This window comes from Neorhizobium petrolearium, assembly GCF_017873175.1.
Classification (GTDB): domain Bacteria; phylum Pseudomonadota; class Alphaproteobacteria; order Rhizobiales; family Rhizobiaceae; genus Neorhizobium; species Neorhizobium petrolearium.
The window spans coordinates 302,826-326,106 of record NZ_JAGGJW010000007.1 but is presented as its reverse complement, the minus strand read 5'-3'; the positions used below and the strand labels follow the sequence as shown (position 1 = coordinate 326,106).

The window sequence follows — 23,281 nt, the reverse complement described above, 5'->3', positions numbered from 1 at the left end:
GTTTTTTAGAGCAAATTTCCGCAATGGGAAGAGAGCGATGCGGGAAGGTCGCCCTAGACCCAATCCAGCGCATTGCGAAGCCTGATGCCACTGACATGCAGGCTGCTCTGCCAGAGAGGCTTGAGAGGCTTCAGGCTGTCGACGACGCGAAGCTCGACACCCCGCGGCGCGAATTCACGGTCCAGCCCGGACAGCGCGGCAACACCGATCGGCACGATAGGTCGGCGGGCGACCCACATGCCGGCGTCATCGAGATCCTCGAACCCTTCAACCGGCATTTCGTAACGACAGATCGTTTCCCCGCTCAAACGATCGAGCCACACGCGTTCGACATAGGCTACGGCGCGCCAATCGCCGAGCCAGGATCGGCGGTCGTCCGCAAGCGTGTCCGGCTTCGCCCAGATCAGAATCCGGGGGCAATCGCGCGGAAAGAGATACATGAACTCGTGTACTTCATCGATTGCCCAGACGAGCGGACCGTTCAGCCATTCCTTGCCGGGTTGCCGCAGCGACGCAACCCGGACCGGCCGCGGCTCGAAGCGTTCGATCCCCGGATCGTCGCTGAAATGGAAAAGCCGCATCTGCGATCAGCCGCCGCCGGCAAGCAGCCGCTTTGCCGCCGCCCGCGCCTCGTCCGTCACGGAAGCCCCCGCCAGCATGCGGGCGATCTCCTCCGTGCGGTGTTCCGGTTCCATCGTGGCGACCTGAGTGGCGATCTTGTCCGAGCCTTGCCCTGCCGGTCCCTTGGAGATCAGGAGATGCGTGGCGGCTCGGGCCGCGACCTGCGGCGCGTGCGTCACGGAAAGCACCTGCACCTTCTCGGAAAGCCGCTTCAGCCGCTGGCCGATCGCGTCGGCCACCGCACCGCCGACGCCGGTGTCGATTTCGTCGAAGACCAGCGTCGGCGCCGAGCCGCGATCCGCAAGCGCCACCTTGAGCGCCAGCAGGAATCGCGACAACTCGCCGCCGGATGCAACCTTCATGATCGGGCCGGGACGCGTGCCGGGGTTGGTCTGCACATGGAACTCGACCGTGTCTATGCCTTCCGCGGTCGCAGCCTCGGGATCGCTTGCCACTTCCACCATGAAGCGGGCGCGTTCCAGTTTCAGCGCGGGCAACTCGGCCATCACGGCCTCCGCCAACGCCTCGGCGCCATGCCGGCGCTTCCCCGACAGGACGACGGCCGCCCGATCGTATTCCGCCTTAGCGGCGCTCGTCAGCTTTTCGAGCTCGGCAAGCTTCTCCTCGCCGGCATCGAGGTCGGCTAGATCGGCGATCATCTTTTCGGTAAGCGCCGGCAGGTCGGCGACGGCAACGGAATATTTGCGGCCGGCGGCGCGCAATGCGAACAGCCGCTCCTCGACCCGCTCCAGTTCGCGCGGATCGAACTCGGTCTTCCGGAGCGCCGCCTCGATCCCCATCTGCGCGTTGGAGAGATGGTTGAGCGCCGTGTCGAGCAGTTCTACCGTTTCCTCCAGCAAGCCCGGCGCCTCATGGCTTTTGCGCTCAAGACGCCGCACCAGCGAACCAATCAGCGGCACCGGAGATGCATTGCCGTTGAGGAATTCGGAGGCTTCGGAAATGTCGCCGGCGATCCGTTCGGCCTTCTGCATGCGGGACCGCTGCTCGGCAAGCTCGTCCTCCTCGCCGTCCTGAGGTGCCAGTGCTTCGAGTTCCTCGACCGAGGCGCGGATGTAATCAGCCTCGCGGGCGGCAGCCTCCACCCTGGCGCGATGCGTCCTGAAGGCGCGCTCGGCATCCTTCCAGGTCTTGTAGAGGCCGGAAAGCTGCCGGACCTCATCGCTCAAAGCGGCAAAGGCATCGAGAAGCGTGCGATGCGCATCCGTATCGATCAATGCCCGGTCGTCGTGCTGTCCGTGGATTTCGACGAGAAGCTGCCCCGCCTGCCGCATGAGCTGAACGCTCACCGGCTGATCGTTGATGGAGGCACGTGTGCGGCCATCGGCGGACTGGATGCGGCGGAAGATCAGGTCGCCGTCGTCATCGATCCCGTTCTCCCGCAGAAGCTGACGGGCGGCGTGAGTGCCGGACACGTCGAAGACGGCAGTCACCTGCCCTTTCTCTTCCCCGTGCCGCACAAGGCCACCGTCACCGCGGCCACCGAGCGCCAGCGACAGACTGTCGAGAAGGATCGATTTGCCCGCGCCCGTTTCGCCGGTCAGCACCGACAGGCCGGTCTCGAAGGCAAGATCCAGCCGCTCGATCAGAACGATATCGCGGATCGACAACTGGATCAGCATGTTTCCCCGATCTTGCGCTGTACCTTACGCGCCGATGAGCTTCGCTCCGGCGCGAGAAATCCACGAACCGCGATTCTCGCGAGGCTCGACGCCGCCGCTCTGCAACAGCTTGTAGGAATCGGCATACCACTGGCTGTCCGGATAGTTGCGTCCGAGAACGGCCGCGGCAGTCTGCGCCTCCTCGGCGATACCCATCGCATAATAGGCTTCCGTCAGGCGCGCCAGTGCCTCTTCCACCTGGTTGGTGTTGGAATATTGTTCGACCACGACACGGAAGCGCTGGATCGCCGCGAGGTATTCCTTGCGCTCCAGGTAATAGCGGCCGACCTGCATCTCCTTGCCGGCGAGCTGGTCTCGCGCGAAGCGGATCTTGGCCTGCGCGTCCTCGACATATTCGGAATCGGGATAGTCCTTGATGACCTTGTTCATCGCTTCGATGGTGCGCATCGCAGCCTTCTGGTCCTGCGTCACGTCGGCGATCTGCTTCGAATAGGCAAGACCGACCAGATACTGCACATAGGCCGAATCTTGCGATTGGGGATACTGGCTCATATAGCGGTTACCGGTAGTGATCGCCTCGTCGTTGCGGCCCAGCCGGTATTTGGTGAAGGTGCTCATGACGAGCGCCTTGCGGCCCCATTCGGTGAACGGGTTCTGCTTGTCGATCGCATCGAACTTGCGGCCTGCCTCGGCGAGGTTGCCGGCCTTCATGTTGGCGAGGCCCTGGTTGTAGAGCGTTTCCGGCGGATCGGTCTCCATGCCGAGCTTTGTGATGTCGATATCCCGATCCGATTGGCAAGCCGTCATGCCCAAACCGGCGCCAGCCAGCATCAGCGAGACAAGCGCCATTCTTGCCGTCCTACGCATTCCAACAGACCTTACATGGTTCATTCGACAGTTCCCGATCGTCCCGCGCATTGAAGCCCTGCCCCGAGCAGGCGGTTCTACCCATAAAAGCAAAGGGAGAGCAACGCAATGATGGCGCATTAATGCATTTTTGTGGCATTGCAGGTCGTCGTCCAAAAGAAAAGGCCGCCTCCGAGGAAGCGGCCAGGTGGACTGGATCTTATTTTTTCAGGCGAACCAGGGCGTCAGTTCCGGCATGCTGACCGGCACGAACTCCCCTGCCCGCACGCGAGCCGCACGCGACGACGGAGCCTCGACGACTTCGTAGGCAGTCGGATCGCTCATCAGCGCCTTCAGCGCATTCGCATTCATCTTGTGACCGCCGCGATAGGACCGGTAACAGCCGATGAACTGTGCGCCGGCCAGCGCCAGATCGCCGACGGCGTCCAGCGCCTTATGGCGAACGAACTCATCCTCGTAGCGCAGACCCTCGACATTCACGACCGTATCATCGTCGGAAATGACGACCGAATTCTCGAGCGAGGAGCCGAGCGCATAACCGGCGGCCCAAAGGCGTTCCACGTCACGCATGAAGCCGAACGTGCGGGCGCGGGAAAGCTCCTGCTTGAAAGTCTCCGGCGTCAGATTGCCTTCCCACTTCTGCCGGCCGATGAGCGGCGAGGAAAAGTCGATCTCGACTTCGAACCGGGTGCCGTCATGCGGACGGAACTCGGCCCAGGATGAACCAGAATCGATACGCACCGGTTTCACGACGCGAATATAACGGCGCTTGATGCCGAGATTGACGATGCCGACCTGCTCGATCGCCTCGATGAAGGGATGGGAGCTGCCATCCATGATCGGCATTTCGCTGCCGTCGACATCGATCACGACATTGTCGATACCGAGAGCATAAAGAGCCGCCATGACATGCTCGATCGTGGCAATCCACCTTGCGGGCGCACTGCCGAGAACGGTGCACAGATCCGTCGGACCGACCTGAGAAGAGACGGCGCGATATTCGACCGAACTGTCGTCTTCGAAGACGCGCGTGAACACGATGCCGGTACCGGCTTCGGCAGGCTGGAAGGTAATATCGACAGGCGCTCCGGAATGAACGCCTATCCCCGTCAACGTTACCGGGGCGGCGATGGTGGTCTGGAAACCGAGCAATCCGATGGTCATTCCTACTGCCTTCTTTATCGTCGGATCCCTAAGGCAAAGTGATCCGAAATTCATAGCGCCCAGAGAACCAATCACCTGAATCGGGAGGCCTCTTGCCGCGTCTTTCACTGCACTACATACGCAGCCGTCTGGCGCATTCCAAATCACTGTTCGTTTCGGATTGTTACGTTGTTAACTCCGCGTACGGATTAAGAAAACGAGCAGAGGCCCGGATTCGTGATCCGGGCCTCTTTCACATTTCGTGACCGTCGTTAATTCAGTTCGACTGGCGGCGCAGGAAGGCCGGAATTTCGAGCTGATCATCCTCGTGATGAGCCTGCGGAACGGCGCGACCGTGGTCGTCCAGGTTGCCGCGACGTGGCGCATAAAGGCTGGCTTCCGGCGACAGCGGACGACGCTGCTGGGGAGCAGGAGCAGGAGCCGTCATGTCGCTGACCGGCTCTTCCTCATCGCGCCGACCGAGCGAATTGGTGATTCGCTTCAGGAGCCCCATCGGACCACGCTCTTCCTGCACATGCTGTACGGGTTGAGCGCGACGATCCATCTCGGCCTTCACGACCGGCGGAAAGTCCTCGACCTTCGGCATGCGCACCGGTTCAACAACCGTCGATACGGAAGGAGCGACCGGTTCATGGTGGACCGGCTGCGCCATGCGGGGCGCCGGCTGCGTCATTGCCGGAGCAGGCTGCGGGGCCGGAGCCGGACGGCTCGCGATTGGGGCAGGAGCGTCAACCGGGGCAGCACCGAAGATACGGCTCTGCGGCCGGAATTCCTCATGATGCTGCTGCTGCATAGCCGTTTGGGACGCGGCCGGCTGGGGCGCCGGGGCAGCCTGCTGCGGCTCGGGGATGGTAAGCTCGCGCTCCATCTCGGCCTCTGCCATGCGGATCGTCTCGGCGATCGGGTCGACAGCCGGCTTCGGAGCCGGAGCGGCTTGGGCAACCGGAGCCGGTTGAGCCGCAACGGACGGAGCCGACGACACGGCGGCAGACGGACGAATCACCGGCCTCTGAGCAGCGCGCATCTCAGCGGCCCGGATATCGACCGAGGCAGCGCCACGATCGATGCCGGTAGCGACGACCGACACGCGGATCAGGCCTTCAAGCGCTTCGTCGAAGGTCGCACCAAGGATGATGTTGGCATCCGGATCGACTTCCTCGCGGATACGGGTCGCGGCCTCATCGACTTCGAAGAGGGTCAAGTCGCGGCCGCCAGTGATCGAGATCAGCAGCCCCTGAGCGCCCTTCATCGAGGTTTCATCGAGGAGCGGGTTGGCAATCGCCGCTTCCGCCGCCTGCATCGCGCGGCCCGGGCCGGACGCTTCGCCCGTGCCCATCATCGCGCGGCCCATCTCGCGCATCACCGATCGGACGTCGGCAAAGTCAAGGTTGATCAGGCCTTCCTTGACCATGAGGTCGGTAATGCAGGCGACACCGGAATAAAGCACCTGGTCGGCCATCGCAAAAGCGTCTGCAAAGGTCGTCTTGTCGTTGGCGATGCGGAAGAGGTTCTGGTTCGGAATGACGATCAGGGTATCGACCGACTTCTGCAGTTCCTGAATTCCAGATTCGGCGAGCCGCATGCGGCGCTGGCCTTCGAAGTGGAACGGCTTGGTGACGACACCAACGGTCAGGATGCCCTTCGAACGGGCGGCCTGTGCCACAACCGGAGCGGCGCCCGTGCCCGTGCCGCCGCCCATGCCGGCGGTGACGAAGCACATATGTGTGCCAGTCAGATGGTCGACGATCTCGTCGAGGCACTCTTCAGCGGCGGCGCGGCCGACTTCCGGCTGCGAGCCGGCGCCGAGGCCTTCGGTGACCCGGACACCCATCTGGATGATCCGCTCGGCCTTGGTCATGGTCAGCGCCTGGGCATCGGTATTGGCGACAACGAAATCGACGCCCTCCAGCCCGGCCGTGATCATGTTGTTGACAGCATTGCCGCCGCCGCCACCGACGCCAAACACGGTGATGCGCGGCTTCAGCTCGTTAATTTCCGGCTTTTGCAGCTTGATGGTCATTGCAGCAGTTCCTTCTTCTTCAGGCCGCATCGCCGCCGGCCAATTCATTCCAACTCTTCTCTGAGGCAGCAGGCAGAAGCCGCCGCATCAAAAACTCTCCTTCAGCCACTGGCCCACGCGCGCCAGCCGGCCGTTGCCACTGCCAAGCGAAGCCATAAGCCCGCTCTGAGAGGCATGTGTTTCCATGTCCGCAACCTGCGGATAGATCATCAGCCCGACGGCCGTCGAAAAGGCCGGACCTTTGGCTGCCGCCGGCAAACCGGAGACGCCCATCGGACGGCCGATGCGGACGTTGCGAGCCAAGATGCGGCGGGCGGTCTCCGAAAGGCCGGTGAGCTGGCTTGCGCCGCCCGTCAGCACGACACGCTTGCCGACGATCGGGCTGAAGCCCGACTTCTGGATACGGTCGCGGATCAGTTCCAGGGTTTCCTCGATACGAGCCCGGACGATGCGGGTGACCAGCGAACGCGGCACCTGGGTCGGCTGGTCGCGATCGTCCTCGCCGATCGGCGGCACCGAGATCACGTCGCGCTCGTCACCGCTGTTCATCAGGGCCGAACCATGCACGACCTTCATGCGCTCAGCATCCTCGATGCGGGTCGAAAGACCGCGCGCCAGATCGGTCGTGACGTGATGGCCTCCGAGGCTGATCGCATCCGTATGGACGAGCTTGCCTTCGGCAAAGACCGAGATCGTCGTTGTGCCGCCACCCATGTCGATTGCAGCGCAGCCAAGCTCGACCTCGTCGTCGACAAGGGCCGCGAGGCCGCTGGCATAGGGTGTGGCAACCATGCCTTCGACCGAAAGATGAGCCCGATTGACGCTGAGCTCGAGGTTCTTGAGCGTAGCGCGTTCGGCGGTGACCACATGCATGTCGACGCCCAGTTCATCGCCGAACATCGCCAGCGGATCACGGATCCCGCGCTCACCATCCAGCGAAAAGCCGGTCGGAAGCGAATGCAGGATTGCACGGTCCTGACGCAGCGACTGCTGGCTTGCCGCGACCAGAACCTTCTTGAGGTCTGCCGCCTCGACTTCCTGACCACCGAGATCGATCGTTGCGGTATAGACGTCGCTTGCCAGCCGGCCGGCGGAGACGTTGACGATCAGGCTGTCGACGGTAAGGCCCGCCATGCGCTCGGCCGCGTCGACCGCAAGCCGCACCACGCTTTCGGCAGCATCGAGATCGGCAATCACGCCCGACTTCACGCCACGCGAGCGCTGATGGCCGATGCCGATGATCTCGATATTATGGGTGCGTCCCGGCAGGACCTGGCTTTCCTGGCGCGGCGTCAGCCGGGCGATCATGCAGACCACCTTGGTCGAGCCGATGTCCAGAACGGAAACGACATGGCTGCGCTTGGAGGAAAGCGGCCTCATGCGCGGCAGACCGAAATGGGAAGAACCGAAGACGCTCAAATTTGCTCTCCCGCTTTCTTAAGAGCCTTGGCCCGCGCTTCCAGCGCCTGCCCGCGACGCTCGACAGCGCCGGCGGTAAGCTGAATGGTGGTCCGGTCTTCGAGACGAAGATCGACGGCAGCAATGTCGCGCTCCAGCACGCCCTGTTCCTTTTCAAGGCGGGCAAGCACGGCAAGAGCCTTGGCGACGTTGCTTTCCGGCAACTTGAGTACGACACCGTTGTCGAGGTGCAGGTCCCAACGCCGGCCCGCGACGCGGACATAGGCTTTCACGCGGCTTTTCAGCTCGGGCCAGCCCGACATCTCCTCTTCGAAGGAAGAGGCAGCCGTCTCGGCATCGCGACCGACGAAGAGCGGAAGCGAGGTGAACTTGTTGTCGCGCAGCGGCGCGATCACGCTGCCGTTCCTCTCGATCAGCGAAAGCTCGGTACCGTGCTGCCAGATGCCGAATGCCTGACGCTCCTTGAGCATGACATCGATCGTTCTCGGGTAAACCTTGCGGACCTCCGCATATTCGACCCAGGGCAATTCCGAAAGCTTGCGGCGAGCCGCATCGATATCGAGCGCCACGAGCGATGTCGTACCATCGAGACCGAGAAGCTGGAGAATATCGATCTCGGAGGTTTGCTCATTGCCCGAGACGCGCACGTCTTCGATGGCGAAACCTACAGCCGCCGTCGTCGCCTGCGCGACCTCGTGACCGTGCCCGCCGAGCGACATCCCGTAAAGACCGACGGCAGCAAAGAAACCGAATGCCGACACGGTGCCCGTGTGGGAAGGAATATGAATTCGTCCCGTTGCAAGGCTGACGCAAAAACGCACCATCCGGCGAAGCGGCCGCGGAAGCACGCGCCGCTCTTCGACGCCAAGATAGAGAGCCTGAGAACGGCCGCGCGGTCCACCCGCTCTATTGCCGATCAACGCAAACACGTAGCATCCTCCACCATCCAACGGACCAGTTCACCAAAAGAGTGGCCGGCATGCGCGGCCATTTCGGGCACCAGCGATGTAGGGGTCATACCGGGCTGCGTATTGATTTCGAGCCAGATAACCTCACCATCCTCGGAGAAACGGTCGTCGTAGCGGAAGTCTGAGCGACTAACGCCCCGGCAGCCCATCGCCTGATGCGCCTTGAGCGCTAATGTTTGAATCTTTTGGTAAACATTCGGTGAAATTTGTGCAGGAATGACGTGTTTCGAGCCACCTTCGGCATATTTTGCATCGTAGTCATAAAAAGCATGACTGACCGGCAGGATTTCCGTTACGCCAAGCGCCACGTCGCCCATGACCCCACAGGTCAGCTCGCGGCCATAAACGTAGCGCTCGACGAGCACGTGATCGCCGTAACGCCATTCGGAGGAGCCGATGACCTGCGGCGGATGCGGCTGATTCTCCTGAACAATGACGACGCCAAAGGATGACCCCTCGCGCACCGGCTTCACCACATAAGGCGGAGCCATCGGATGCGTGCTGGAAATATCGAAGCGGCTCATTGCCTTGGCTTCCGCGACGGGAATGCCGACCGACTGAGCGACCCGCTTGGCCTGATGCTTGTCCATGGCGAGCGCGGACGCCAGAACGCCGGAATGGGTGTAGGGTATCTGCAGATATTCGAGAATCCCCTGGATCGTTCCGTCCTCGCCCAAAGGCCCATGCAATGCATTGAAGGCAACCTCCGGCCTGAGATCGGTGAGCACCGTCGCAATATCCCGCCCGACATCGACGCGAGTGACGCGATAGCCCTCACCCTCAAGAGCATCGGCACAGGCACTGCCCGAAGACAGGCTTACAGGCCGCTCGGAGGAAAGCCCTCCCATCAGAACAGCGACATGCTTGCCACTCATCGTTCACTCCCGAAAAAAAGGACTTCACTCTATGCCACGGCGCTTGCGCCAAACTCGCTCCGGAGGCGATTCCCACCGGATATAAGGTTTGACTGCATTAGTGCCTCAATATGGTTAACAAATCGTTTACTTTGATTAATGCCACCAGGCAAAGGCATGAAAATAAAGGAAAAATCGAGTGAGCGGTTATTAACGCATTCCGTCATGACGCGAATGAGCGCCTGCCCCGATACGGACTTCGAACCTGTTATTTCTTGATGAGTAAATCCGACCTGAATGACGTCGGAACGAGAAAAAGCCCGCGAGACCAACAATCTCGCGGGCTTTCTTTTAAGGCAGAATGCCCCCTATCTTCGGCCTGGATCGTTGTCGATCATTCCGAATCGTCCACAACCTTCCAGGCCAGAGCGCCGAGGACCGCGCCAATGATCGGAGCCACCCAGAAGAGCCAAAGCTGCCCGAGCGCCCAGCCCCCGGCAATCACCGCCACGCCGGTGGAACGGGCCGGATTGACGGACGTATTGGTGATCGGGATCGAGATCAGATGGATGAGCGTCAACGCGAGACCAATCGCGATCGGAGCAAAGCCGGCCGGTGCCTTTGGCCCGGTCGCTCCCAGGATGATGAAGATGAAGAAGCCGGTAAGAACGATTTCCGCAAACAACGCGGAGGTCAGTGAATAACCGCCGGGCGAGTGCTCGCCATAGCCGTTAGACGCAAAACCGCCGAGCTGGAAATCGGCCTTGCCGGAAGCGATGAGATAAAGCACGAACCCCGCAACAATACCTCCGAGCACCTGGGCAACGACATACTGAAGGAGATTGGAAGCCGGCAATCTGCCCGCCACCGTCAACCCGACCGATACCGCCGGATTGAAATGTCCGCCGGAAATGCCCCCGACGGCAAAGGCCATGGTAAGGACCGTCAAACCAAATGCCAGCGCGACGCCTACGAAGCCGATTCCAAGATCAGGAAATGCGGCAGCCACAACCGCGCTGCCGCATCCACCGAAGACAAGCCAGAAAGTGCCGAGGAACTCGGCTGCAAATTTCTTGAACATGTTGTTACATCCCCCTAATCGCGCGCCTCCGGCCCGCGCCGGCATCAGGCACGACTCACTTGATGCACAGTGATTATGCGACGGCCGTTGGTGAACGCCCAATGAACAAGAAATGGCTGAAATATGTCGGCCGGTCACACGACCAAACCGGCAACTGAAACTAGAATATAAGAAAGATGCCGCAAAATGTTGATTTTACGACATCTTACAAGCATACAGTGCAAATAGTTTGAGGTATGGTCACTCGGTCGTGACGCCCTGGAACGGTCTGACCTCGCGACCGGGCATGAAGATGCCGAGCCGCTTGATTTCCCATTCGAGCTTGATGCCGGAATGTTCAAAGACGCGCTGACGGATGGTCTCGCCAAGATATTCCAGGTCGTAACCGGTCGCATGACCGATATTGATCATGAAATTGCAATGGAGCGAGGACATCTGTGCCCCGCCGCTCATCAGGCCACGACCGCCCGCTTCGTCGATCAGTTTCCAGGCCGAATGGCCTTCCGGATTCTTGAAGGTCGAACCGCCGGTCTTTTCCTTGATCGGCTGCACCGTCTCGCGATGCTGGCGTACTGCATCCATCTCGGCGCGAATCTTCGCCCTGTCCTCCGGGTAACCTTCGAAGACAGCGTGGGTGAAGATCAGGTCTGCCGGCACCGCTGAATGGCGGTAGCTGTAGCCCATCTCGTCCTTCGAGAACACATGCTTGTTGCCCTTGCGGTCGACCGCATGGACTTCGACCACCCGGTCCGCCGTCTCCGTACCGTTGGCACCGGCATTCATGCGCAGCGCGCCGCCGATCGAACCCGGAATGCCGTAATAGAAGGCGAAACCACCGATCCCATTATCCATCGCCATGGCAGCGATATACTTATCCGGGCAAATAGCACCGGCCTGGATGCGATTCTCGCCGATGAGATCGAGCCCGCCGAATCCCTTGGCGGAAAGGCGCAGGACGACGCCCGGAATGCCGCCGTCACGGACCAGCAGGTTGGAGCCGACGCCGACCACCGTCAGCGGCACGTCCTCTGGCAGGATCTTCAGGAAGGTGACAAGGTCATCGACGTCATGAGGCTGGAACATGAGTTCGGCGAGACCGCCGGCCTGGAACCACGTAACGCGATCCATCGGCGCATCCGGCGTCAGGCGCCCACGCAGTTTGTTGACGTCTTCCCCCAGCGACGCCAGCAGCTTTTCCCCATTCACCTGTTTCATTCCTTTTGTCCCGAAATATTTTCCAGTTCCTTCGGCAAGGCCGCCGCCCATTGCGTGATATTACCAGCCCCCAGAAGAACCACGAAATCACCTGGTTTCGCAATGCCCGATACAATCGAAGCAAGTTCATCCGGCGATGCCATATAGCGCGCATCGCGATGGCCGCCCGAGCGGATGCGGGCAACCAGCGCTTCGGAACTGGCACCTTCGATCGGCTCCTCGCCCGCGGCATAGACTGGCGCCAGGATAATGCTGTCGGCATCGTTGAAGCAGGTGGCGAAATCCTCAAAGAGGCTCGACAGCCGCGTGTAGCGGTGCGGCTGGTGAACGGCAATGATACGGCCCTGGCAGGCCTCGCGCGCCGCCCTCAGCACCGCCTTGATCTCAACCGGATGATGACCGTAGTCGTCGAAGATCTGCACACCATTCCAGGTGCCGGTGAGCGTGAAGCGGCGTTTCACACCCCCGAAATTCGCAAGCCCCTTGCGGATATTCTCTTCCGAAATGCCGAGCCGATTGGCGACTGCAATCGCCGCAGTTGCGTTCGAAATGTTGTGCCGGCCGGGCATCGGCAGTGCCAGATTCTTGAAATTGAAAACGCGACCGGTGCGGCGGCGGCGGATTTCCACATCGAAGATCGCGCGCGTGCCTTCCGTGCGAACGTTGGAGAAACGTGCGTCAGCCTGAGGGTTCTCGCCGTAGGTGATGATCTTGCGATCCTCGATGCGCCCGACGAGCGCCTGCACTTCCGGATGGTCGAGGCAGAGCACGCCAAAGCCGTAGAACGGCACATTCTCGACGAACTGCCGGAAAGCGGCGCGCACCGCGTCGAAATTGCCGTAGTGGTCGAGGTGTTCCGGGTCGATATTGGTGACGACCGCAACATCAGCAGGAAGTTTCAGGAAGGTGCCGTCCGATTCGTCGGCCTCAACGACCATCCACTCGCCCTCACCCATCCGAGCATTGGTGCCATAAGCATTGATGATGCCGCCATTGATGACCGTCGGATCGAGCCCGCCAGCCTCCAGGAGTGCCGCAACCATCGAGGTTGTGGTGGTCTTGCCATGCGTGCCGCCGATCGCGATCGCATTGCGGAAGCGCATCAGTTCGGCGAGCATTTCGGCACGGCGCACGATCGGCAATGATTTTTCACGCGCAGCGATCAACTCGGGATTGTTCTTCTTGATCGCGGTCGACACGACGACAACTTCCGCATCGCCCAGGTTTTCTTCCCCGTGGCCGACAAACACCGGAATGCCCTTGTCGCGCAGCCGTTGGACATTGGCACCGTCGGCCTGATCCGAACCTTGCACCTTGTGGCCGAGATTGTGCAGAACCTCGGCAATGCCGCTCATGCCGATCCCGCCGATGCCGATGAAATGAACAAGCCCTATGGCCTTCGGCATCTTCATGCCTGCACTCCCCAATCTTCTGATTTACCGAAGTCCTTCGACGTCCTGAATTCCGCGATCGACTTGCGTTCGGCTATAGCCACGACCATGTCCGCGAGCAAGCTCGCCGCGTTCGGGTGCCCTGCTGTCCTGGCGGCGGCCGCCATCTTTTCCAGGCGATCCGGTTCCTTCATCGCGGCCGAAATGAGCGATGCCAGCTTTTCCGGCGAAAGCTCCGATTGCGACACGACTTGCGCTCCTCCGGTCGCCACGAGTGCCGCTGCATTGGCAGCCTGGTCATGATCCAGAGCATGCGGGTAAGGCACCAGGATGGCGGGCCGTCCGATCACTGCGATCTCGGAAACCGTGGAAGCACCCGAACGGCAGATGACGAGATGTGCCGTCGCCAGACGCTCGGCCATGTCCGAGAAGAACGACGAGATATCGGCCGGTGCGTTCAGTTTGGCAAAGCAGGAGATCACGCGGTCCTTGTCTTCCGGCCGTGCCTGCTGGGTGACGACAAGCCGGTCGCGCTCGGCCTTGTCGAGCAGGCTGAGCGCCGTCGGCACGACCGAGGAAAAATACTGCGCACCCTGACTGCCGCCGAAAACGACCAGCCGGAATGGATCGCTGCCGCGGGATGCAATGTAGGGAACACTGGAGGCAGCCAACACCGCCGGTCGCACCGGATTGCCGGTCGTGACGGTCTTATCCGCATATGGACCATTGTTCTCCGGCAGGAAGCCACCGGCGATTGCCTGCACCTTGCCCGCCAACGCCTTGTTGGCGCGGCCCATCACGGCGTTCTGTTCGTGGATCATCGACGGCACGCCCATGGAGGTCGCCGCCATCAACGGCGGCACGGTGGGGTAGCCGCCAAAGCCGACGACCGCGAGCGGCTTCAATTTGCCGACCAAGCGTCGGGCGGCGCGAAGCCCAGTCCAGAGCCTCCAGCCGGTACGGGCGACCGCAATCGGATTTTTCGAGCCCAGCGTGGCTGAAGGAACCACATGAATCTCGTCCGCTGGAAATGTACCCGCGAAACGCTCCGCTCGGCTGTCGGTGACGAGATGGACGGAATAGCCCCTCGCCTTCAGCTCATACGCGAGCGCCTCCGCCGGGAATACGTGACCGCCGGTTCCCCCGGCGGCAAGAAGGATGATGCCCTTGGTCATCTATATTTACTCCGCCGGTACGCCTTGAGCGACACGGAACAGACTCTTCTCCTTGGCCCGCTTTTCCGGGCGGTGACGCGTGAGCGCCAGAATGAACCCCGCCGTGATGCAGATAGCGATCATCGACGAGCCGCCATAGGAAATCAAAGGCAGCGTCATGCCTTTGGCCGGCATAAGTTCCAGATTGACGCCGATATTGATCAGCGACTGCATGCCAATCTGCAGCACGAGCCCCGCCACCGCAAAGCGGTTGAAGTCATTGCCTTCCTTGAAGGCATGATTGAGGCCCCGCAACACGACGAAGGCGAAGACCGCCACCAGCGCCATACAGAAGATAATGCCGAATTCTTCCGCTGCAACGGAGAAGATGAAGTCCGTATGGCTGTCCGGCAGGATGCGCTTGACAATCCCCTCGCCCGGTCCCTGGCCGAACCAGCCGCCCTGCAGGATCGCTTCATGCGCCGTCTCGATCTGAAACCGGTCGCCTTCGCCCGTCAGGAACTTGTCGAAACGCGCGGTCACGTGGGGCAGCATGTAATAGGCCGCAAGAATGCCGCCTGTCCCGACACCGCCGAGCAGGACGATCCAGAGCCACGGCATGCCGGCCATGAAGAACATGCCGCCCCAGACGACGCTGGTGAGGATGGTCTGGCCGAGGTCGGGCTGGGCGACGAGCAACGCCGCGACGATGCCGAACAGGATGATGGCGAAGAGATTGCCCGGAATTTCCGGCTGACGCGCATGCTCGGCAAAGAGCCAGGCGCAGACCACAACGAAGGCGGGCTTCATGAATTCGGAAGGTTGGATTGAGAACGTGCCGACACCGATCCAGCGCCGGGAACCCTTGACCTCAACGCCGAAGAATAGCGCCAGCACCATCAGCGCCAGCGAAATGACGAGGAGGATGATCGCGGTGCGGCGCACCTGCCTCGGCGTCAGGAAGGAAAGACCGATCATCACCGCCAATGACGGCAGGATGAAGAGCGCATGCCGCTCGACGAAATGGAAGCTTGGCAGGCCGATTCGCTCGGCAACCGCCGGTGAGGCCGCAAAGGAGAGCATGAAGCCGATGCCCATCAAAAGCACGAAGGCGACGAGGAAGAAACGGTCGATCGTCCAGAACCAGTCTGCGAGCGGCCCTCGGTCTGCGCGGCTTACCATCTGTCAGCGTCCCTTTCCGGTCTCGATCAACATCGTGACTCCCTCGAGGGCCGCGACGTAGCCGACAAAGGCATCGCCGCGAACCTCGAAATTCTTGAACTGATCGAAGCTGGCGCAAGCAGGCGACAGCATCACCGCGGACGGCATCGCGTCAGCCCCCGCATCCGCTGCGGCATGCGCCACGGCCCTTTCGAGCGTGCCGGAAATCTCATAGGGCACCGCCTCGCCGAGGGTCGCTGCAAACGCCGGCGCCGCCTCTCCGATCAGATAGGCCTTGACGATACGCGGAAAGAGTGGAGCGAGGCTTGCGATCCCGCCTTCCTTCGGCAGACCGCCGGCAATCCAGTAGATACGGTCGTAGCTGGAAAGCGCCGGCGCTGCGGCCTCCGCGTTCGTTGCCTTCGAATCGTTAACGAACACCGCCTGCCCACGCCGCCCGACCGGCTGCATGCGGTGCTTGAGGCCCGGAAAGGATTTCAGCCCCGCACGGATGTCGTCCCTGGAAACGCCGACCGCCAGGCAGGCAGCGATTGCCGCGGCGGCGTTCTGGGCGTTGTGGCTGCCTTTAAGCGTCTGGACGCTGTCGAGATCGACAAGCACCGCGGAGGTGCCGCCCTGCGCCTCGATGATCCGTGTGCCTTCGGCATAAAGCCCATCGGCCACGACGTTGCGCTTGGATATGCGTCTCACCGACACTCCAGCCCGCTCGACGCGGTCGGCGATCAGGGCGCAATGGGAATCATCGATACCGATGACCGCAGTCTCGCTGCCGGCAACCAGCCGTTCCTTGATATCGGCATAATGCTGCATCGTGCCGTGCCGATCGAGGTGGTCCGGCGTCAGGTTGAGCAGAATCCCGGCGGTCGGATCAAGTGTCGGCGCAAGGTCGATCTGGTAGGAGGAGCACTCGACGACAAAGTAGCGCTCGGCCTTCGGCGGATCGAGCGTCAGGATGGCCGTGCCGATATTGCCGCCGAGTTGGGTGTCGCGGCCGCTCGATTTCAGGATATGGGCGATCAGCGCCGTCGTGGTCGACTTGCCGTTGGTGCCGGTGATGGCAATGAAGGGGCAATCCGGCGCATGTGCCCGGCGCTCGCGGACGAAAAGTTCGACATCGCCGATGATCTCGACGCCTGCCGCACGGGCAAGATCGACGCTCCAGTGCGGCTTCGGGTGGGTGAGCGGCACACCTGGCGACAGGACGAAGGCGGCCTGGGCCGGCCAATCGATGGTGCGCAGATCAGCAGTCGTGATCCCCTCGCCCGCAGCCTTCCCGACACTATCCGGATTGTCGTCCCAGGCGACCACTTTCGCCCCGCCGGCGACAAGCGCCCTGGCGGTCGCAAGCCCGGATCCGCCGAGCCCGAAAAGCGCAACCCGCTTATCCCTGAATGTGGTGACCGGGATCATCTTGGCGTCACCTGAGCTTGAGCGTCGAAAGCCCGAGGAGCGCAAGCCCGACGGCGATGATCCAGAAGCGGATCACCACCTGGCTTTCCGTCCAGCCAAGCTTTTCGAAATGGTGATGGATCGGCGCCATCAGGAAGACGCGCCGGCCGGTCATCTTGAAGAATCCGACCTGGATGATCACCGACAGCGTCTCCATGACGAAGAGGCCCCCGATGATCGCCATGACGATCTCGTGCTTGGTGGCGACGGCCACCGAACCGATCAGGCCGCCCAGCGCCAGCGAACCGGTGTCGCCCATGAAGATCGCAGCCGGCGGCGCGTTGAACCAGAGGAAGCCGAGGCCGGCACCGATCACCGCGCCGAGGATGACGGCAAGTTCACCCGTGCCGGGCACGAAATTGATCTGCAGGTAGTTCGCAAAGACCGCGTTGCCGGCGAGATAGGCGATCACGCCGAAGGAAGCCGCAGCGATCATGACGGGCACGATCGCGAGCCCATCGAGGCCGTCCGTCAGGTTAACCGCATTGCCCGCAGCGACAATCACGAAGCCGCCGAACAGGATGAAGAAAAACCCGAGATTGAGGAGGAAATCCTTGAGGAAAGGAAAGGCGATCGACGTGCCGAGAGCCGGACTGGTCGCAGAACCCGTCGCCAGCGCCACGCGCATCATGAAGAAGACGGCGATGCCGGCGATGACGAATTCGATGCCAAGCCGCGCCTTGCCGGAAAAGCCCTTGTCCGTCTGCTTCGTCACCTTCAGGTAGTCGTCATAGAAGCCGATCGCGCCGAAACCGAGCGTAACGAGAAGCGTGGCCACCACATAGATGTTGGAAAGATCGGCCCAGAGCAGCGAACCACCGAGGATGCCCGCGAGAATCATCAGTCCGCCCATGGTCGGCGTACCGGCTTTCTTGAAATGCGTCTGCGGTCCGTCGGCACGGATCGGCTGGCCCTTGCCCTGCCGGACGCGTAGCGAAGCAATGATCCGCGGGCCAAACAGGAAGACGATAAAGGCAGAGGTGAAGAGGGCCGCACCCGTCCGGAAGGTGATGTATCGGAACAGGTTGAAGAATTGAATTCTATCCGCCAGTTCCACAAGCCAGATCAGCATTCAAGGCCCTTTCTCAAGCCGCGTCTAATTAAGAGTGGCGCTCCGTGTCCGGGAATGCCGGGTAGTTGTCAAGCAGGGCTGCGACGATCCTGCCGAAGCCAAGTCCAAGCGACGACTTCACCATGACGACGTCGCCAGGCCTCACCGAGCGCACCACGAAATCGGCCAGATCCGCGGTTTTCTCGCGGTATTCGACATGGACGCTTTCGGGAAGCGCGTCGCGCAGTGCCGCCATCTCCGGACCGGCGAGCCAGACATGCTCGACGACGGCGGCAAGCAGCGGACCTGCCAGATCCTCGTGCACCTTTGCCGAGAATTCGCCCATCTCGAGCATGTCGCCGAGCACGGCGATTCGCCGGCCGGCAAGTTCCGGTGTCGCGGATGCCAGGAGCGCGATCGCCGCCCGCATGGAAGCCGGATTGGCGTTGTAGCTTTCGTCGATCAGCGTCAGATGTCCCTCGCCGATGCCGAGGAGATGGCGTTCGCCCCTGCCCTTGACGGCCCTCAAGGCGGCAAGCGCCTCCATGGCCTTCGGCATGTCCGCTCCCATGAGGAAACAGGCGCCGAGCGCCGCCATGGCGTTTTCGGCGATATGGCGGCCTGCTGCACCGATATGGATTTCCGAAGTTTCCCCGTTCAGCACGGCCCAGACGGTCGAACCTTCCGCATTGCCTTCGAAATCCGCCAGCCGGAAATCCGCCTTCGCATGCTGGCCGAAGGTATAGACGTGGGATACCCCCGCCTCCTGCGCCTGCTTTTCCAGGAAGTCGAACTGCTTGTTGTCCCGATTGAGGATCGCCGAGCCGCCGGGTTCGAGCCCCTCGAAAATCTCCGCCTTGGCGGCGGCGATCTCTTCAAGGCTCGTGAAATGGCCGAGATGGGCGGCGGCGATCGTGGTGATGATCGCCACATGCGGACGCACCATTTTCACTAGCGGCCGAATCTCGCCCGGATGGTTCATGCCGATTTCGAAGACGCCGAAATCCGCATCCGCCGGCATGCGGGCGAGCGTCAGCGGCACGCCCCAGTGATTGTTGAAGGAAGCGACGGCGGCATGCACCTTGCCGGAGGGCGCCAGTACCTGACGCAGCATCTCCTTCGTCGTCGTCTTGCCGACCGAACCGGTGACAGCGACGATACGCGCCCGGCTGCGGTCACGCGATGCTAGGGCAAGCCGGCCCATCGCTGCGAGCACGTCGTCGACGATGATCATCGGCACGATGAGCTTGCCCAATGCGGGAAGCTTCGCCTCGCTGACCACGATCAGCGGCGCGCCGTTCGCGACAGCCATGCTGGCGAAATCGTGACCGTCCACGCGATCGCCCTTGATGGCGAAAAAAGCCTCGCCATCGCCGATGGTGCGGCTATCGATCGAAATGCCCGTGATGCCCTCGGGCAGGGTGCCGATCGGCCGGCCGCCCATGGCGGCCATCATCTCCTCCGACGTCCACAGAAAGCTCATGACTTCAGCTCCTCCAGCGCCTTGCGTACCTCCACATGATCGGAAAACGGCAGGATCGTCGCGCCGATCGTCTGGCCCTCCTCATGGCCTTTGCCGGCAACGATCAGAGTGTCGCCGGAATTGAGCATGCGCACGGCCTCTCGGATTGCTTGCGACCGGTCGCCGATCTCGATCGCGCCGGGCGCCGCGGCCATGATCTCGGATCGAATCACTTCGGGAACCTCGGACCGAGGATTGTCGTCGGTGACGATGACGACGTCGGCAAGCCTTGTCGCCACCTCCCCCATGATCGGCCGTTTGCCCTTGTCGCGATCACCGCCGCAGCCGAAGACCACGATGACCCGGCCTGTCGTGAAGGGGCGCACGGATGTCAGCACATTTTCCAATGCATCCGGCTTGTGGGCATAATCGACATAGGCGAGCGCGCCATCCCGTGTATGACCGACCAGTTCGAGGCGGCCGGAAGCGCCAACCAGTTTTTCAAGTGCAGTTATGGCAACGGGAGCAGCCACGCCGGTCGACATGGCGAGCCCCGCCGAGACCAATGCATTCGCAACCTGGAAATCACCGGCGAGCGGAATATCCACTTCGAAGATTTCATCGCCGAAATGGACTTCGGCGGTCTGCTTGTGGCGGAAGTGCTCAACCCGCTTGAGGCACAAATAATTGCCCTTGCGGCCGACGGTGCGGACATCGAGGCCGGAGGCGGTGGCGACGCGGATCGCCTCCTCAGACCACGGGTCGTCGGCAAAGATCACCGCCAGCGAACCTTTCGGCATCAGCGTATCGAAAAGCCGCATCTTGGCGGCCATATAGCTTTCCACCGTCGGATGGTAATCCATGTGGTCGCGGCCGAGATTGGTGAACGCGGCAGCCGAGAGGCGCACACCGTCGAGGCGGCTCTGGTCGAGGCCGTGGCTGGACGCCTCCATGGCGGCATGGGTGACGCCTTCGGCGGCAAGTTCGGCAAGCAGCTTCTGGAGCTCGACCGGATCGGGCGTCGTCAGCGAACCGTAGTCGTTGCGGGTTGGAGAAACCACACCGGTGGTACCGATCTGAGCTGCGGCAAAACCGGCATACGCCCATATCTGACGGGTGAAGGAGGCAACCGAGGTTTTGCCGGCCGTCCCCGTTACAGCAACCATGGTTTCCGGCTGCGCACCGTAGAATCGAGCCGCGGCAAGCGCCAGCAGCCGGCGCGGACTGGAAACCGCCAGGACCGGAATTCCCGCATCCGCCGGATGGCCAGCGATGGCCGCAACGGCACCACGGGCTGCGGCATCGCCGATATAGGCCGAACCGTCGGCCTTTGAGCCAGCAAGCGCGGCAAATAGCATACCGGGAACCACCTTGCGGCTGTCGGAGGAAATGCCCTTCACATCGAGCTCACCCGCCGGTCCGGCCATGAGCTCCGCTATTTCCGGAAAATCCCGTCCGGCAAGGTCCCGCAATTTCATCGGCTGAATCTTCATTCTGAGTATCGTCCCCACGAATCGTAAGCCGATTTGTTATCGCTCAATAAGACACGAGCAGGGCAGAACCGTCATTGCCGAATTTCGGCTTTACCCCGAGAATGGGCGCAGCCCGGCTGATGATCTCCTTGACCATGGGCGCGGCCGACGTCGCCGACAGCGCCGCACCATTGCCCTTGTCTGTCTTCGGCTCGTCGGCAAAGCTCAAGACCACATATTGCGGATTATCCATCGGAAAGGCCGCCAGGAAGGCGTTGAAGTTCTTGTCGTGCGCGTAGCGTCCGTTGACGACCTTGTCGGCGGTACCCGTTTTTCCGCCGACGTTGAAGCCCGTGACGCGGGCGTTCCTGCCGGACCCGTTGGCACCGTTCCACTCGAAAAGGAAACGCATGTCCTTGCTGGTCGACGGCTTGAGCACCTGGGTTGCAACCTTGTCAGCCTCCTCGCGCGTGCGCGGCAGGAAGGTCGGCTCGATCAGCTTGCCGCCGTTGACGAGCGCCGCCCCTGCGACGGCCGTTTGCAGGGGCGTCGTCGAGACGCCGTGGCCGAACGAGATCGTGATGGAGTTGATCTTCTTCCACGTGCGCGGCTGGCTGGGCTGGGCGACCTCCGGGAGTTCCGTCTTCATCTTGCTGAGCAAACCAAGCCGGGTCAGGAATTCCTTGTGCCCGTCGATGCCGACGGTATCAGCGATCTTCGCTGTGCCGATATTGGAAGAATACTGGAAGATTTCGGGAACACTGAGCACTCGTCCTTTGCCATGGAAATCCTTGATAGTGAAACCGCCGATCCGAATCGGGAAGCGTGCATCAAACGTGCTCTGCAGGTTCACCTTGCCGGAATCGAGGCCCATAGCGATCGTGAAGGACTTGAAGGTCGAACCCATCTCGAACGTACCGTTCGACATCCGGTTGAACCATCCTTCCTCGCCACCCACGGCGGGATTGTTGGGATCGAAATCCGGCGCGGAAGCCATGCCAAGGATTTCGCCGGTATGGACGTCGATGACGACAGCTCCGGCTCCGATCGCGCGATATTTGGCGATCGCTTCAACAACCACTTCGCGCACGATGGCTTGCACGCGAAGATCGATCGAGAGCTTCACCGGTTCGAGAGGCTGGTTTGACGTCATTCCGACGGCTGTAAGGTCCGCAAGCCCCTGGCTGTCCACATAACGTTCCATGCCGGCGACGCCGCGGTTGTCGATATTGACGTAGCCGACGACATGCGCAGCCGTCGCTCCACCGGGATAAAAGCGGCGCTTCTCCGGCCGGAAGCCGATCCCCGGAATGCCGAGCGCCAGGATCTGGCTCTGCTGTTTCGGCGTAAGCTGGCGGCGGAGCCACTGGAACCGCGAACTGGATTTGAGCTTCGAATAGGTCGACTTGACGTCGAGATCGTGCAGCACGGTCGAGAGCTTCTCGATCACCTCGTCCGCGTCGACGATCTTGTGCGGCTCGGCAAACAGCGAAACCGTCCGGATATCGGTCGCCAGTACCTCGCCATTTCGGTCGACGAGATCGGGGCGGGAGGCCATAAGCCGATCGGCCGGCAGGATACTGGACGTCGTAAGCGGTTGCGCCACGCCATATTGCACGAGACGCCCGCCGATGACGCAGTAGAAAACGGTGAAGCCGGCGATCAGCAGGCCGACGCGATTCTTCGCCTGATTGGACTTCCGCTTGCGGGTGCCCTCGAAGGAGGCGCCACCCGAAAAAGAGCAACCGCGACTGCCGGCGGAAAAATGCGCCCGGCTCTTCAAGACCATGATGCGAGACAGGAAAGACATCAGCGGTTCACCGATCCAGTAGAGATGATTTCGACGGAGCCGCGCGGCAGCGGCACGGGGATTTTCTGGGCGGGCTTTGCCTTGGCGGCGGCAACACCCTTGAGTGCGGCGGCAACCTCGCTGTTCTTGCCGGCGATGATATCCTCGATCGTCGTTTCCGGCTGCGGCAGCGCCGATCTGGGCATCGGCAGTTCTTTTGGCATGGCAAGCTGGGTCGGTTCGGTCGGAGCCAGGCCGAGTTCCGAATTATAGACCTTGATCAGCCTGTGGAGACGGTTCGGCTGGGTGAGCAGCGCCCAATCCGCCTTCAGGAGATCGATCGTGTCCTTCTCCAGCTTGATTTCCGTCTCCAGCCGGCGGACCTCGGCAAGCTTCTCGTCGGCGCGATGTTTAATCGTGTAGGTGACGACCGCAGTCGCCGTCATGATGCCGATCAGAACGAGATCGAAGCTTCTGAGCAT

19 protein-coding genes are annotated in these 23,281 nt (G+C 61.7%); all 19 read right to left on the bottom strand.

Annotated features, from left to right (window positions below):
• Positions 1–53: 53 nt before the first annotated feature.
• Positions 54–581, bottom strand: a complete 528-nt coding sequence (locus J2046_RS15930) for a DUF6886 family protein (RefSeq protein ID WP_210053360.1) — start codon at positions 579–581, stop codon at positions 54–56.
• A 6-nt stretch (positions 582–587) separates the two neighbouring features.
• Positions 588–2,261 carry a DNA repair protein RecN gene (gene recN, locus J2046_RS15925; protein ID WP_210053358.1) on the bottom strand — a complete coding sequence of 558 codons (1,674 nt, stop codon included), beginning with the start codon at positions 2,259–2,261 and terminating at the stop codon, positions 588–590.
• A 24-nt stretch (positions 2,262–2,285) separates the two neighbouring features.
• Entirely contained in the window at positions 2,286–3,152 is an 867-nt protein-coding gene (locus J2046_RS15920; protein WP_210053355.1) for an outer membrane protein assembly factor BamD, read from the bottom strand.
• 183 nt (positions 3,153–3,335) lie between these two features.
• Entirely contained in the window at positions 3,336–4,292 is a 957-nt protein-coding gene (gene lpxC / locus J2046_RS15915) for a UDP-3-O-acyl-N-acetylglucosamine deacetylase (RefSeq protein ID WP_210053353.1), read from the bottom strand.
• 256 nt (positions 4,293–4,548) lie between these two features.
• Complete coding sequence (ftsZ, locus tag J2046_RS15910; RefSeq protein WP_210053352.1) at positions 4,549–6,312, bottom strand: cell division protein FtsZ; 1,764 nt, start codon at positions 6,310–6,312, stop codon at positions 4,549–4,551.
• 87 nt (positions 6,313–6,399) lie between these two features.
• Positions 6,400–7,731, bottom strand: a complete 1,332-nt coding sequence (gene ftsA / locus J2046_RS15905) for a cell division protein FtsA (RefSeq protein WP_210053350.1) — start codon at positions 7,729–7,731, stop codon at positions 6,400–6,402.
• Complete coding sequence (locus tag J2046_RS15900) at positions 7,728–8,660, bottom strand: cell division protein FtsQ/DivIB (RefSeq protein WP_411828507.1); 933 nt, start codon at positions 8,658–8,660, stop codon at positions 7,728–7,730. Before J2046_RS15900 ends, ftsA begins: the two co-directional genes overlap by 4 nt.
• Positions 8,648–9,574, bottom strand: coding sequence for a D-alanine--D-alanine ligase (locus tag J2046_RS15895; RefSeq protein WP_210053348.1), 927 nt, complete (start codon positions 9,572–9,574; stop codon positions 8,648–8,650). The genes J2046_RS15900 and J2046_RS15895 overlap by 13 nt, the downstream gene beginning before the upstream one ends.
• 373 nt (positions 9,575–9,947) lie before the next feature.
• Entirely contained in the window at positions 9,948–10,634 is a 687-nt protein-coding gene (gene aqpZ, locus J2046_RS15890; protein ID WP_210053346.1) for an aquaporin Z, read from the bottom strand.
• Positions 10,635–10,874: 240 nt separating this feature from the next.
• Positions 10,875–11,849 carry a UDP-N-acetylmuramate dehydrogenase gene (gene murB, locus J2046_RS15885; RefSeq protein WP_210053344.1) on the bottom strand — a complete coding sequence of 325 codons (975 nt, stop codon included), beginning with the start codon at positions 11,847–11,849 and terminating at the stop codon, positions 10,875–10,877.
• Entirely contained in the window at positions 11,846–13,261 is a 1,416-nt protein-coding gene (gene murC / locus J2046_RS15880) for a UDP-N-acetylmuramate--L-alanine ligase (protein ID WP_210053342.1), read from the bottom strand. Before murC ends, murB begins: the two co-directional genes overlap by 4 nt.
• Entirely contained in the window at positions 13,258–14,415 is a 1,158-nt protein-coding gene (murG, locus tag J2046_RS15875) for an undecaprenyldiphospho-muramoylpentapeptide beta-N-acetylglucosaminyltransferase (RefSeq protein WP_210053341.1), read from the bottom strand. The genes murC and murG overlap by 4 nt, the downstream gene beginning before the upstream one ends.
• Before the next feature lie 6 nt (positions 14,416–14,421).
• Complete coding sequence (gene ftsW, locus J2046_RS15870) at positions 14,422–15,576, bottom strand: putative lipid II flippase FtsW (protein WP_210053339.1); 1,155 nt, start codon at positions 15,574–15,576, stop codon at positions 14,422–14,424.
• Positions 15,577–15,579: 3 nt separating this feature from the next.
• Complete coding sequence (murD, locus tag J2046_RS15865) at positions 15,580–16,986, bottom strand: UDP-N-acetylmuramoyl-L-alanine--D-glutamate ligase (protein ID WP_210053338.1); 1,407 nt, start codon at positions 16,984–16,986, stop codon at positions 15,580–15,582.
• A gap of 7 nt (positions 16,987–16,993) precedes the next feature.
• Positions 16,994–18,097 carry a phospho-N-acetylmuramoyl-pentapeptide-transferase gene (mraY, locus tag J2046_RS15860; RefSeq protein ID WP_210053335.1) on the bottom strand — a complete coding sequence of 368 codons (1,104 nt, stop codon included), beginning with the start codon at positions 18,095–18,097 and terminating at the stop codon, positions 16,994–16,996.
• Between the two features lie 28 nt (positions 18,098–18,125).
• Positions 18,126–19,559: a UDP-N-acetylmuramoylalanyl-D-glutamyl-2,6-diaminopimelate--D-alanyl-D-alanine ligase gene (locus tag J2046_RS15855; protein WP_210053333.1), complete on the bottom strand. Its 1,434-nt coding sequence runs from the start codon at positions 19,557–19,559 to the stop codon at positions 18,126–18,128.
• Positions 19,556–21,016 (bottom strand): UDP-N-acetylmuramoyl-L-alanyl-D-glutamate--2,6-diaminopimelate ligase, encoded by a 1,461-nt coding sequence (locus J2046_RS15850; RefSeq protein ID WP_210053435.1) that lies wholly within the window; start codon positions 21,014–21,016, stop codon positions 19,556–19,558. Before J2046_RS15850 ends, J2046_RS15855 begins: the two co-directional genes overlap by 4 nt.
• Positions 21,017–21,074: 58 nt before the next feature.
• The gene (locus J2046_RS15845) at positions 21,075–22,820 is read right to left on the bottom strand and encodes a peptidoglycan D,D-transpeptidase FtsI family protein (protein WP_210053331.1); all 1,746 of its coding nucleotides are present in this window, start codon (positions 22,818–22,820) and stop codon (positions 21,075–21,077) included.
• Positions 22,820–23,281 (bottom strand): cell division protein FtsL, encoded by a 462-nt coding sequence (ftsL, locus tag J2046_RS15840; protein WP_210053329.1) that lies wholly within the window; start codon positions 23,279–23,281, stop codon positions 22,820–22,822. The genes J2046_RS15845 and ftsL overlap by 1 nt, the downstream gene beginning before the upstream one ends.